Source organism: Halomonas sp. H2, assembly GCF_050215315.1.
Lineage (GTDB): Bacteria > Pseudomonadota > Gammaproteobacteria > Pseudomonadales > Halomonadaceae > Vreelandella.
The window spans coordinates 278,613-291,893 of the sequence record NZ_CP189760.1 but is presented as its reverse complement, the minus strand read 5'-3'; the positions used below and the strand labels follow the sequence as shown (position 1 = coordinate 291,893).

The 13,281-nt window shown below is 55.1% G+C and carries 11 protein-coding genes and 2 tRNA genes; 1 reads left to right on the top strand and 12 read right to left on the bottom strand.

From position 1 onward, the window contains the following. Positions 1 to 27: 27 nt before the first annotated feature. The 9 genes from rimP to rlmE form a co-directional block, all read right to left on the bottom strand. A complete protein-coding gene (rimP, locus tag ACQE2I_RS01430) occupies positions 28 to 489 on the bottom strand; it encodes a ribosome maturation factor RimP (protein ID WP_308321849.1) in 462 nt (153 codons plus the stop codon). A gap of 245 nt (positions 490 to 734) precedes the next feature. Further along, positions 735 to 811: transfer RNA gene (locus ACQE2I_RS01425), tRNA-Met, on the bottom strand. 149 nt (positions 812 to 960) lie between these two features. After that, positions 961 to 1,047, bottom strand: a tRNA-Leu gene (locus ACQE2I_RS01420). Positions 1,048 to 1,077: 30 nt separating this feature from the next. Next, positions 1,078 to 1,437 carry a preprotein translocase subunit SecG gene (gene secG, locus ACQE2I_RS01415; protein WP_427029718.1) on the bottom strand — a complete coding sequence of 120 codons (360 nt, stop codon included), beginning with the start codon at positions 1,435 to 1,437 and terminating at the stop codon, positions 1,078 to 1,080. Between the two features lie 4 nt (positions 1,438 to 1,441). After that, positions 1,442 to 2,191, bottom strand: coding sequence for a triose-phosphate isomerase (tpiA, locus tag ACQE2I_RS01410; RefSeq protein WP_427029717.1), 750 nt, complete (start codon positions 2,189 to 2,191; stop codon positions 1,442 to 1,444). Positions 2,192 to 2,300: 109 nt separating this feature from the next. Continuing rightward, positions 2,301 to 3,650, bottom strand: a complete 1,350-nt coding sequence (gene glmM, locus ACQE2I_RS01405) for a phosphoglucosamine mutase (protein ID WP_427029716.1) — start codon at positions 3,648 to 3,650, stop codon at positions 2,301 to 2,303. Further along, entirely contained in the window at positions 3,647 to 4,561 is a 915-nt protein-coding gene (folP, locus tag ACQE2I_RS01400; RefSeq protein WP_427029715.1) for a dihydropteroate synthase, read from the bottom strand. The genes glmM and folP overlap by 4 nt, the downstream gene beginning before the upstream one ends. A 111-nt stretch (positions 4,562 to 4,672) precedes the next feature. Beyond that, entirely contained in the window at positions 4,673 to 6,703 is a 2,031-nt protein-coding gene (ftsH, locus tag ACQE2I_RS01395; protein WP_427029714.1) for an ATP-dependent zinc metalloprotease FtsH, read from the bottom strand. A 235-nt stretch (positions 6,704 to 6,938) separates the two neighbouring features. Beyond that, entirely contained in the window at positions 6,939 to 7,586 is a 648-nt protein-coding gene (gene rlmE, locus ACQE2I_RS01390; RefSeq protein WP_427029713.1) for a 23S rRNA (uridine(2552)-2'-O)-methyltransferase RlmE, read from the bottom strand. Positions 7,587 to 7,700: 114 nt separating this feature from the next. Here rlmE and yhbY point away from each other — a divergent pair, with 114 nt between their 5' ends. After that, positions 7,701 to 8,027: a ribosome assembly RNA-binding protein YhbY gene (gene yhbY, locus ACQE2I_RS01385; protein WP_427029712.1), complete on the top strand. Its 327-nt coding sequence runs from the start codon at positions 7,701 to 7,703 to the stop codon at positions 8,025 to 8,027. A 72-nt stretch (positions 8,028 to 8,099) separates the two neighbouring features. Here yhbY and greA read toward each other — a convergent pair whose 3' ends face one another. The 3 genes from greA to carA all read right to left on the bottom strand — a co-directional run bounded on the left by greA (position 8,100) and on the right by carA (position 13,033). Further along, a complete protein-coding gene (greA, locus tag ACQE2I_RS01380; RefSeq protein WP_427029711.1) occupies positions 8,100 to 8,576 on the bottom strand; it encodes a transcription elongation factor GreA in 477 nt (158 codons plus the stop codon). After that, entirely contained in the window at positions 8,573 to 11,803 is a 3,231-nt protein-coding gene (gene carB, locus ACQE2I_RS01375; RefSeq protein WP_427029710.1) for a carbamoyl-phosphate synthase large subunit, read from the bottom strand. Before carB ends, greA begins: the two co-directional genes overlap by 4 nt. A gap of 69 nt (positions 11,804 to 11,872) precedes the next feature. Continuing rightward, positions 11,873 to 13,033 (bottom strand): glutamine-hydrolyzing carbamoyl-phosphate synthase small subunit, encoded by a 1,161-nt coding sequence (gene carA, locus ACQE2I_RS01370; RefSeq protein WP_427029708.1) that lies wholly within the window; start codon positions 13,031 to 13,033, stop codon positions 11,873 to 11,875. Positions 13,034 to 13,281: the final 248 nt, after the last annotated feature.

Sequence of the window (13,281 nt, the reverse complement as noted above, 5' to 3'; positions counted from 1 at the left end):
CAGCCTGCCGGCAGCGCCGCCACTCGGTCAATTATCGAACTGCGGTACAATGTGGGCAGAATCAATACTCTCAATTGGAAAGCAGTACTCTTCGCCATCCAACTGCAGCAGCACTTCATCTCCCTCAACACCCACTAGCAGCCCTTGATACTTGCGCCGCCCGTCAAAGGCAGTGCGCAATTTGAGCGCGACGTGATGACCTTGAAAGCGGGTAAACTGATCCAGGGAATACAAGGGACGTGCCATGCCTGGTGAGGAGACTTCCAGCCGGTACTCACCGGCAATCGGGTCTTCTACATCCATAACAGCACTGACTTGGCGGCTTATATCTGCGCAGTCTTCCACACTGACGCCACTTTCGCGCTCGATATAGATCACCAGCCGCGAATTTTTGCCCTGGGAAAGATGGTCGATACCCCACAGTTCAAAGCCCATGGCGGCTACGACAGGTTCAATCAGCGCGTGAAGCGCAGCGTGTTTAGTGGCCACAGACAAAGCTCCTATAGCCGTTGCATCAGGCACCTGGCCAGGAGTTATTAGAAAAGCTAGGTGGCTGATTGGCGTTACTCGGGAAAGTGCCTCCGGTTATCCGGATGACATCCGCTATTTAAATACTCGCGCTAGCCAAAAGAAGGCGTTGCCGCAATGCGCTGGCTAACCAAAAGCTGCTAACAAAAAGCCCCTTCACTGGAAGGGGCTTTTTAAAAGAAACCTTAAGTACCATTTCTACGTAATGGTAGCGGGGACCGGATTTGAACCGATGACCTTCGGGTTATGAGCCCGACGAGCTACCAGACTGCTCCACCCCGCATCAATCTAGGTCGAAGATAATAGACACTTACGCTGCTTACGTCAAGAACTACTTGCTCTACCTACGTAAACTGTCTTTATCGACTCAACTACCAAACCTAGCTTTCATTACAAAAAAACTCTGAGACGTTGGCAAGCCAACAAAACAGATGGTGCCGAAGGCGGGACTTGAACCCGCACGACCATACGGTCACTACCCCCTCAAGATAGCGTGTCTACCAATTCCACCACTTCGGCATCAGGGGAGTCCTAAAAAATAACAGCCACTTACTCGCTGCTTTCCTCTAGCACTGGCGCGGTATTATCCACATCCGCAGGCCTATCGTCAAGCGTCGGGACACTTTGCTGCTGCTCGATCAAACGCGAGTCGGGAATACCAGCTTCCGGTGCTTGACCAGCCTGAGTTGCAAAGTAGGCCAACGCCATTGAGGTGGCGAAAAAGCCCGCCGCCAAAATGGCCGTTGTGCGTGACAAAAAGTTGCCGCTGCCCCGCGAACCAAACACTGTCTGTGATGCACCGCCGCCAAAAGCCGCACCGGCTTCGGCACCTTTACCCTGCTGAAGCAGAATGAGTACCACCAGGGCGATCGCAATCACCACATGGATCATAAGAATTGCAACTTGCATGGCGTTATCCTGCTGACTGACAAATGGCATAAAAATCATCGGCCTTAAGTGAGGCTCCGCCCACTAGACCGCCGTCGATATCCGGCTGAGCAAGCAGCTCAGCCGCATTGCTTGCGTTCATGCTACCGCCGTAGAGCAACCGCAGCTGCTCTGCTAGCGTCGCATCGAAACCCGCTTGGTAGGCACGAATGCCTGCCATTACATCCTGGGCTTGTTCAGGCGTCGCTGTACGCCCCGTACCAATGGCCCAAACAGGCTCGTAGGCAATAACCACCTGCTTGCGCTGCTCTGGCTCTAAGCGAGACATCACATATCCCACTTGGCGAAGCACCACTTCCATGGTGCGACCCGCATCGCGCTCTTCCAGCGACTCGCCAACACAGAGAATTGGCGTAAGCTCGACACTTAAGGCCGCCAGCAAACGCTCAAAGACGTGATCATCATTCTCTTGGTAAAGCTTGCGACGTTCAGAATGGCCTACTAGCACATAGGAAACCACGAACTCTTTTAGCATGTGGCCGCTAACTTCACCGGTATGGGCGCCCGAGTGAACAGGATTCAGCGTTTGCGCGCCGAGTGCCAGCTGCGTCCCTTCGAACGCATGGCGTGCCGCATCCAAATAGGGGAACGGCGGAATAATAACGATATCCACGTCCGCTGGCGATACAGCAGCGGAGAAAGCCTGGCCGAACTCATTGATCAACGCCACGGAACCGTTCATTTTCCAGTTGCCGGCAATTAAGGGCCTACGCATCGACTGTCCTCACTCAAGGTGGAGCGAAATGGTATAGGAGCGGCCTTGTCAAGACAACCGCTGTTACAAGCATCGGCTTGGTTTGTCGAGCAAAATTTATTGGCCAAGCCTAACTGAGCAGGGCCTGAACCTGCCCGGCCAAGGTACGTGCCAATTGATCTACATCCAAATGAGCGCGGCCCTCCACCATCACACGAATCAGCGGCTCGGTGCCAGAAGGACGTAACAGCACTCGGCCCTCATCGCCCAACTCATGCTCTAGCGCAGCCACTGCTTGCTGGAGCGGCGCCGACTCCATCACTTCTTTAGCGCTGACATTGGCAGGCAATCGCACATTAATGAGTGCCTGAGGCACTTTTTCCAGCTCTTTAAGCAGCGTCGGCAGGCTCTTCTGCTCACGCATCATCAGCGCTAATACTTGCAGCGCCGAAACGATCCCATCGCCGGTGGTCTGCACATGACCGCACATGATATGACCTGACGCTTCACCGCCCAGCTCCCAACCATTAGCAGCCATACGCTCCATCACAAAACGGTCACCCACTTTGGCACGCTCAAAGGGAATACCCAATTTATCCAGCGCCATCGCGAGACCAAAGTTGGACATCAACGTGCCCACCACGCCGCCTTCAAGCAAACCGCGCTCGTGGCGATCACGGGCAATCAGATAGAGAATATCGTCGCCATCGACTTCGCGACCGTCGCCGTCTACCAGCAGCACGCGATCTCCATCGCCATCAAAAGCGACCCCCAAATCAGCATTTTGCTGAATCACTGCGGCACGCAGTGCGGCTGGGTGCGTCGAGCCCACCTGCTGGTTGATGTTTAACCCATCTGGCGAGGCGCCGATCGTGGTGACGTAAGCGCCCAGCTCGCGAAAAACGTTAGGCGCAATATGGTACGTAGCGCCATGGGCACAATCCAAGACGATTTTAAGGCCGTGCAGACTAAGCCGATCAGGCAGCGTCGACTTACAAAATTCGATATACCGACCTGCAGCATCATCAATGCGGGTTGCTTTACCCAACTGAGCGGCTTCCGCGGTGGTCAGCGGGGCTTCAAGCATCGCCTCGATACGATCTTCCGTTTCATCGGGCAGCTTTTTGCCCTCGGCGGAGAAAAACTTGATGCCGTTGTCGTCAAACGGATTATGCGACGCCGAAATAACAATGCCTGCATCGGCGCGAAACGTACGTGTTAGATAAGCAATTCCTGGGGTGGGCATTGGCCCTAATAGCGACACATCGACGCCTGCTGCCGAAAGCCCTGCTTCTAAGGCGGATTCGAACATATAGCCGGAGATACGCGTATCTTTACCGATCAACACCCGCGTTCGGCCTTTATCACGGCGCAGCACTTGCCCTGCTGCCCAGCCTAATTTGAGCATAAAATCGGCGGTAATGGGCGACTTTCCCACCGTACCGCGGATACCATCCGTACCAAAATAGCGCCTTGTCATGCGTATGACTCCCTATTAAGCGGCGGCTCACGGCCTTCTTGTAGTACCGCCCACGCCATATTAACTGCATCGACCGTTGCAGCGACATCATGCACGCGCAGAATATTTGCCCCACGCTCTACCGCCATGGCAGCAAGCGCCAAACCACCGGAGAGACGCTCCTCCACCGGACGACCCAGCACCTTACCAATCATACTCTTGCGTGACATTCCCACCAGCAATGGAAGCTCCAGTGACTGTAACGCCTCCATATATTTTAATAAGCGTAGATTGTGCTCAACGGTTTTGCCGAAACCAAAGCCAGGGTCGATCAATAGTCGATTACGTCGAAGCCCAGCCGCTTCACACTCGCTAACTCGGCGCGCCAAATACGTCGCCACCTCTTCCTCTATCGGGCGCTGATACGCGGGCGACTGCTGCATATCCTGCGGCTCGCCCTGACGATGCATCAAGCAGACAGGTAAACCACTGCCAATCGCCGCCAGCAGGGCTCCTTCGCGCTCTAACGCGCGCACATCGTTAATCATTCCAGCCCCTAGCTCTCCCGCTTCACGCATCACGGTCGGGCAACTAGTATCCACCGAGACCAGCGCATCCAACTCGCGCACCAAGGCCTCTACCACGGGAGCGACACGATCCAGTTCTTGCTGCGGGCTAACCGGCGCAGCGCCTGGGCGAGTAGATTCTCCGCCCACATCAATCATCGCGGCTCCTTCAGCCAGCATCCGCTCGGCATGGCGCAAGGCGTCATCCAACGCCACGTGTTGCCCACCATCGGAAAAAGAGTCCGGCGTCACGTTGAGTATGCCCATCACGCGGGGAAACGACAGATCAAGAAGGTGGCGCCCACAGCGCAGTTGGAAAGCGTTTTCAGCGGTTCGCGCAGAGGAAGTGTCCAGAAGTGATTTCATGCTGCAGCCTGATCGAGAAAAGAAACATTGCAGAGATTTGCGCTCAGCATAGCAAAAAAGCGCCCCATGACGGGGCGCCTTTGGCTGATACGCAGTGCTAACTATCTATCATTAGGGGCCAGTAGGGCCGCCAAGAGGATCAGAAGGGCGACGGCGTGGCTCGTCGTCATCCTCTTCACCATTGTCTCCAGAATCACCGCCTCCAGAAGCATCACCACCTGAAGTGTTGGAAGAAGCGTCGTCTTCGGCCTTCACCTGCGGCTTGTCATCGTTGACAGGCGTGCCGCCTCCCGGTGAATCACCGTCGTCCCAGCCTTCCGGTGGGCGCGGGTCGCGACCTTCCATGATGTCCTTCAACTGCGTGGCATCAATGGTCTCGTACTTCATCAACGCTTCGGCCATGGCGTCCAGCTTATCGCGATTATCGGTCAGGATTTGGCGCGCCTGCTCGTAACAATCGTCGATGATTTTACGCACTTCTTTATCGAGGCGCGTGGTGGTATCGCCCGACTTCATCTTGCTGCCACCTTGACCCGGGCCGCCGAGGAACTGATGCGATTCATCCTCGTCGTACATGATCGGGCCCATTTCATCTGACAAGCCCCACTTGGCAACCATGTTGTGGGCCAGCTCAGTAGCGCGCTTGATGTCGTTGGAAGCGCCGGTCGTCACACCGTTCGGGCCGAGCGTCATCTCTTCGGCAATACGGCCACCAAACAGTGAGCAGATCTGCCCCAGAATTTGCTGACGAGAGAGGCTATAGCGATCCTCTTCCGGCAGGAACATCGTTACACCCAATGCCCGACCACGCGGAATGATCGTTACCTTATAGACCGGGTCATGCGAAGGCACAACCAAGCCGATAATTGCGTGCCCCGATTCGTGATAAGCCGTGTTGAGCTTCTCTTTATCGGTCATGACCATCGATTTGCGCTCAGCGCCCATCATGATCTTGTCTTTCGCCAGCTCAAGCTCTTCCATGCTTACTAAGCGCTTATTGCGGCGCGCAGCGAACAGCGCCGCTTCGTTGACCAAGTTGGCCAAATCCGCGCCAGAGAAACCAGGCGTACCACGCGCAATCAGCTGCGGTTTTACGTCATCCCCCAGCGGCACTTTGCGTAGGTGAACACCCAAAATGTGCTCACGGCCACGGATGTCGGGCAAACCAACGGTGACCTGACGGTCAAAACGACCTGGGCGCATCAATGCAGGGTCGAGCACGTCGGGGCGGTTGGTCGCAGCAATGACGATAACGCCTTCATTTGCTTCAAAACCGTCCATTTCGACCAGCAGCTGATTCAACGTCTGCTCGCGCTCGTCGTTACCGCCACCCATGCCAGCACCGCGAGAGCGACCCACAGCGTCAATCTCATCGATAAAGATGATGCACGGCGCCTGCTTCTTAGCCTGTTCGAACATGTCGCGCACACGTGATGCGCCGACGCCGACAAACATTTCAACGAAGTCAGAACCCGAGATAGAGAAGAACGGCACTTTCGCTTCGCCAGCAATGGATTTGGCTAGCAGCGTCTTACCAGTCCCCGGAGGGCCCACCATCAATACGCCACGGGGGATGGTGCCACCCAAGCGCTGAAATTTGGTCGGGTCGCGCAGGAAGTCGACGAGCTCTTCAACTTCTTCCTTAGCTTCATCACAGCCCGCCACATCGGCAAAGGTCGTTTTGATCTGGTCTTGAGAGAGCAGCTTCGCCTTCGATTTACCAAAGCTCATCGGGCCGCCTTTACCACCACCGGCTCCGCCCTGCATCTGGCGCATAAAGAACATGAAGATGCCCAAAATCAACAGAATCGGGAAGCTAGCAATTAGCAAACGCGTCCAGATACTTTGCTGCTCTGGCGCTTTACCCACCACCGTCACGTCATTGCTCAGCAGATCGTCCATCAGCTTAGGATCTTCCGCCGAGGGGCGAATGGTTTGAAACTGAGAGCCATCCGTACGCTCACCGTTGATGGTATAACCATCAATAGTGACGCTGCGTACCTGCTGATTTTGCACCTGCTGCACAAACTGAGAGTAGTTGGTGTTTTGCGGTGCGCTTTCCGTACTGAAATTATTGAACACTGTCAGTAGGACGGCCGCGATGACCAACCACAGAATCAGGTTCTTCGCCATATCGTTCAAGGGGCTACCCTCATTACAAGAATCTGTCAGTTAAATCCTAATGCTAAGACATTACATCAGCATCAAGCGTTCAACCATTGCCAAAGCGTGTTATGCCTCGGGCCATCTGTGTCACGCGCACTATGCGACTAATGTGACACACGTTGCGCCTGCCTGTCTGGCAATTGCGCTGATAAATCTTGGCTATGAACCACGCGGTTAATATCTAACCACACTAACATTTTGTCATGGATAACTATCCACGAAACCCTTCTGCCAGAAAATAGACTTCACGAGAGCGCGCCCTGGACGCGTCTGGCTTGCGGGTGACTACCTTACCAAAGTTGCCGCGCAACTCCTTCAAATAGCTGTCGAACCCTTCACCTTGAAATACTTTAGCTAAAAATCGTCCGCCAGGAGACAACGTTTCGCGCGCGAGTTCTAACGCTAGCTCAACTAAATACATCGCCTGAGGCTGATCAATTGCCGCCATACCACTCATATTGGGGGCCATATCCGACATCACAAGGTCTACGCGCCGATTATCAAGACGTTTTAATATCGCCTCCAGCACTGCATCCTCAGTAAAATCCCCTTGGATAAAGTCCACGCCCGCCAGTGCATCCATCTCCAGTATATCAGAGGCGATGACCACACCTTCAGGCCCCACCTTCTCTGCGGCAATCTGACTCCACCCACCCGGTGCGGCACCCAAATCTATCACCGTCATCCCGGGACGCAGCAGTCTATCCTTTTCATCCAACTCAAGCAGCTTATAGCTGGCGCGAGAACGGTAGCCATCTTGCCAGCTCTGCTTTACATACGGGTCGTCGAAGTGCTCTTTCTTCCAGTTGCTACTGGTTTTGCTGACTGAATGTTTACGATTTGGAGGCTTTTGCTGCATGTGGGAATCTAACACTGGAGTAAGAGATGGGCGCATTCACGCGATCGCTTTCACTCGGTGACGTTTCACCGTAAGATGGAGCGTTAAGCGCTAACCGGGATACCGCAAGATACCATGAGCTTGTCACAGGCACAAAAGAAAGCATTTCGTAGCATTGGCCACCATCTTAGTCCAGTGGTCACCGTTTCCGAGAACGGCGTCTCCGAAAATTTGCTCGCAGAACTTAACCGCGCACTCACCGATCACGAACTGATCAAAGTGAAGCTTGCCCTTCCCGAGCGTGATGATCGAGCGACCATGATCGCCGAACTGATCGCCAACAGCCGTGCTGATTTAGTGCAAACTATCGGCAAAATGGCGCTACTCTACCGTAGAAATCCGCAGGTGAATCCGAAGCTGTCTAATGTTACCCGCTTTGAGAACCATCACGGTCGGCATTAACCGCTAAACGGTCATCGCCACAGATTTACAAACGCCCCACCGCTAACGCATTAGCGGTGGGGCGTTTTTTTATTACAGGTACTTAACGTCGGCTATCTCATACTCAACGTCACCACCCGGGGTTTTAACGAGCACAACATCGCCTTCTTCTTTGCCGATTAAGGCACGGGCAATCGGCGATGTGACCGAGATACGCCCGGCTTTAATATCCGCCTCGTCCTCACCGACGATGCGATAAGTGACATCCGCGTCCGTATCCAGATTGATGAGCGATACGGTAACGCCAAAAATCACTTTACCGGTTTTTGGTAGCTTAGTGACATCAATCACTTGCGCAACGGAGAGCTTACTTTCGATCTCCTGAATGCGCCCTTCGATAAACCCCTGCTGCTCGCGAGCGGCGTGGTACTCGGCGTTCTCTTTAAGATCGCCGTGCTCACGCGCTTCGGCGATGGCCGCGATCACCTGCGGGCGCGCTTCGCCTTTAAGATGATTCAACTCTTCGCGAAGGCTTCTTTCTCCCACAACCGTCATCGGGACCTTGTTCATTGACTTGCTCCTGCATGCAGATCCTGAAGGCGCCGCACCGTAATCTCCCTGCCGTACTCAAGCGCCATGCAAACAGCATTAGCGCCCGCCAAGGTGGTCGCATAGGGCACCTTGCGCGCGAGAGCAGTACGGCGAATGACCGAAGAGTCGTTGATAGCCTGACGACCTTCAGTAGTGTTCACAATGTAGGCGATTTCGTCGTTCTTAAGCAGATCGACGATATGGGGACGGCCTTCGTAGACTTTATTGACGCGCTCCACAGCAAGCCCAGCAGCTTCTAAAGCAGCCGCTGTTCCCTGTGTTGCACATAACGTAAAGCCTAATGCTAACAGAGAACGCCCCACTTCGATAATCCCTGCCTTGTCGGGTTCGCGCACGGAAAGGAACGCTTTACGCTCGCCACTCAGCCCCGGAATCGCCTCGCCTGCGCCCAGCTGGGCCTTGAAGAAGGCTTCTGCAAAGGTGTCGCCAGAGCCCATCACTTCGCCTGTCGACTTCATTTCCGGCGACAGAATCGGGTCAACACCCTGGAATTTATTGAACGGGAACACCGCCTCTTTAACACTATAGAAGTGCGGTACGATTTCGCGCTCAAAGCCCTGTTCCGCCAAGGTTTTACCGGCCATACAGCGGGCCGCAATCTGTGCCAGCGAAGTGCCGATGCACTTGGACACAAAAGGCACGGTGCGCGAGGCACGCGGATTGACCTCAATTACGTAGATTTCGCCATCCTGCCAGGCCAGCTGCACATTCATTAAGCCTTTTACGCCTAGCTCAACGGCCATTTGTTTAACCTGCTCGCGCATTTCATCCTGCACATCGGCAGGCAGCGAGTAAGGCGGCAACGCACAGGCAGAGTCACCAGAGTGAACGCCCGCTTGCTCAACGTGCTGCATGATACCGCCAATCACTACCTGCTGGCCGTCCGATACCGCATCGATATCGATCTCAATCGCCGCACTCAAAAAACGGTCAAGCAGCACCGGTGAATCGTTAGAAACTTTCACCGCGTGGGTCATGTAATTTTCAAGCTCGGAGGCGTCGTAGACGATCTCCATGGCCCGGCCACCCAGCACGTAGCTGGGGCGCACGACCAGCGGATAACCAATCACTTCGGCTTTATCAAAGGCTTCGGCAAAGCTGCGCGCCGTGGCATTGGGCGGTTGCTTTAAGCCCAGCTTGTCGATCATCACCTGGAAGCGCTCGCGGTCTTCGGCGCGGTCGATAGCATCCGGCGTGGTGCCAATGATCGGCACGCCAGCAGCCTCTAGCTCGCGAGCCAGCTTCAGCGGCGTTTGACCACCGAACTGAACGATCACGCCCACCGGCTTCTCTTTATCAGCGATTTCGAGCACGTCTTCCAACGTCACCGGCTCAAAATAGAGACGATCAGAGGTGTCGTAATCGGTAGAGACGGTTTCCGGGTTGCAGTTGACCATGATGGTTTCATAGCCGTCATCGTGCATGGCGAAGGCGGCATGAACACAGCAGTAGTCAAACTCGATACCCTGGCCGATACGGTTAGGGCCACCGCCCAGCACCATGATTTTCTGACGGTCAGAAACATCCGCCTCGCACTCCTCTTCATAAGTGGAGTACATATAGGCAGTATCAGAGGCGAACTCAGCGGCACAGGTATCAACGCGCTTATAGACCGGACGAATACCGGCGGCCTGACGGGTTTGACGAAACGCTTTTTCGCTAACGTTAAGCAGCTTGGCCAGTCGCGCATCGCCAAAGCCTTTGCGCTTGAGCTGATAGATCTCCTTGGTCGAGAAGTCAGCCAAGGAGCGCTTGGCGACGGCGTTTTCCGTCAGCACCAGATCTTCCAGCTGGACTAAGAACCAAGGGTCAATATTGGTTAGCGCAAACACCTCATCAATACTCATACCCGAACGCATGGCATCTGCGATATATAAAATACGCTCGGCACCGGCGGCTTGGAGCTCGCCCTGGATAATTGCCATATTGTCCGGCGTGAAATCGGTAATGATCGGATCAAGGCCATCGTTGCCGGTTTCCAGACCGCGCAGCGCTTTCTGCAGCGACTCCTGGAAAGTACGCCCAATCGCCATCACCTCACCCACTGATTTCATCTGCGTCGTCAGGCGGTCATTGGCCTGGGGGAATTTCTCGAAGGTGAAACGTGGGATTTTGGTCACTACGTAGTCGATGGACGGCTCAAACGACGCCGGCGTACGCCCGCCGGTAATATCGTTCTGCAGTTCATCCAGGGTATAGCCCACCGCCAGCTTGGCGGCGATTTTAGCAATCGGAAAACCGGTCGCCTTGGAGGCCAGTGCCGAGGAGCGCGACACCCGCGGGTTCATCTCAATAACGACTAACCGCCCGGTCTTAGGATCCATACCAAACTGGACGTTGGAGCCACCGGTCTCTACACCAATCTCGCGCAGTACCGCGAGGCTGGCGTCACGCATGATCTGGTACTCTTTATCGGTCAGCGTTTGCGCCGGGGCCACGGTGATGGAGTCACCGGTGTGCACACCCATAGGATCAAAGTTTTCAATCGCGCAGACGATGATGCAGTTGTCGTTTTTATCACGCACGACTTCCATCTCGTACTCTTTCCACCCCAGCAACGACTCATCGATGAGTAGCTCGTGGTTGTTGGAGAGCTCAAACCCGCGGGTACAGATTTCTTCGAACTCTTCCTTGTTGTACGCCACGCCGCCGCCGGAGCCGCCCATGGTGTAGGAAGGACGAATAATGGTCGGAAAACCCAGCTCAGCCTGGATCACCCAGGCCTCATCCATGGTGTGCGCGACTTTCGCTTTCGGGCACTCTAAGCCAATCCGCTTCATGGCCTGATCGAACAGATCGCGGTCTTCGGCCATGTTAATCGCATCGGCGTTGGCACCGATCATCTCGACGCCGTACTTCTCTAGCACGCCATGCTTTTCAAGCTCAAGCGCGCAATTCAGCGCCGTCTGACCACCCATAGTGGGCAGAATCGCATCAGGACGCTCGGCTTCGATAATTTTTTCTACCGTCTGCCAAGTGATTGGCTCGATGTAAGTGGCATCGGCCATGGCAGGGTCGGTCATTATCGTGGCGGGGTTGGAGTTGACTAACACAACCCGATAACCCTCTTCGCGCAGCGCTTTACACGCCTGGGCGCCAGAGTAGTCGAATTCGCAGGCCTGGCCGATGACAATCGGGCCAGCGCCAATGATCAAAATAGTGTTGATGTCGGTACGCTTAGGCATAACGGTTCCCGCAAAAAATGGTAACGATGAGCGACAAAAGACGGCGATACAGCGATGCGATAGGGCGCGTTAGCGACGCGCCTGCATCATTGCAATGAAGCGATCAAACAACGGCGCCACGTCGCGCGGGCCGGGGCTCGCTTCCGGGTGGCCCTGAAAGCTGAACGCCGATCGATCGGTGAGCTCAATGCCTTGCAAGGTGCCATCGAACAGCGAACGATGCGTTGCACGCACGTTGGCAGGCAGGGTCGTTTCATCCGCCGCAAAGCCGTGGTTCTGGCTGGTGATCATCACGGTGCCGCTGTCCAGATCCTGCACCGGGTGGTTGGCACCGTGGTGGCCGTGGCTCATTTTGACCGTCTTTGCCCCTGCCGCGAGCGCCAACAGCTGGTGCCCCAGGCAAATACCAAACACCGGAATATCGGTTTCCAGCACGTCCTGGATCGCTTTGATGGCGTAGTCGCAGGGCTCAGGGTCGCCAGGGCCGTTGGCCAGGAAAACGCCATCTGGGTTCATCGCTAGTACGTCAGTGGCGGGCGTTTGCGCGGGCACGACCGTCAAGCGACAGCCACGCGCGGCCAGCATACGCAGAATGTTAAATTTCACCCCGTAGTCGTAAGCCACCACATGGTAGGGGCGCTCACTTTGACTCGTATCAGCGTAACCTTCACCCAGCGTCCACTCGCCTTCTGACCACTCGTAAGATTCTTTACACGACACTTCTTTGGCCAGATCCATGCCCTTCAGACCGGGGAATGCCTTGGCGGCTTCCAGCGCCCGCGCGACCGCATCGTCGCCTTCGGCATCAGCACCGGCCAAAATCGCCCCGTTTTGGGCGCCTTTATCGCGCAAAATGCGCGTCAGGCGACGGGTGTCAATATCGGCAATGCCCAACACGTTCTGGCTTTTCAGGTAGTCCGACAGCGACTGCTCAGAGCGGAAGCTGCTGGCCATAAGCGGCAAATCGCGAATCACCAAGCCTGCTGCGGCAATCGAGGCTGACTCAATGTCTTCAGCGTTAATGCCGGTATTGCCGATATGGGGATAGGTGAGGGTAACGATTTGACGGGTGTAGGAAGGGTCGGTGAGGATTTCTTGATAACCGGTCATGGCCGTATTGAACACCACCTCGCCGCTGGTTAATCCTTCCGCGCCAATGGCAGTCCCGTGGAACACGCTGCCATCTTCCAGGGCCAATATTGCGGGTTTGCTTAATGCGGGGTTATTCAAAACAAGATCCTCCCATGCTGGTGGGAGCCTGTGGGGCGCAGGCTCAGCAATTTCTTCATTAAAACGAGGGCCGTAAAAAAGCGGGACGAAGCCGATAAAAAGAATCGGTTTCATCCCGCTTGTTGTTCGATGCCCTTCAAAGCCATACGCTAAACATCAAAAATGCTAGCGGACTCGGGGCAGGCTTTGGGCTGGCCAACGCAACAAGCGCGCCGTCTAAGTTTTTCGAAGCCACCCGGCCAAAATTT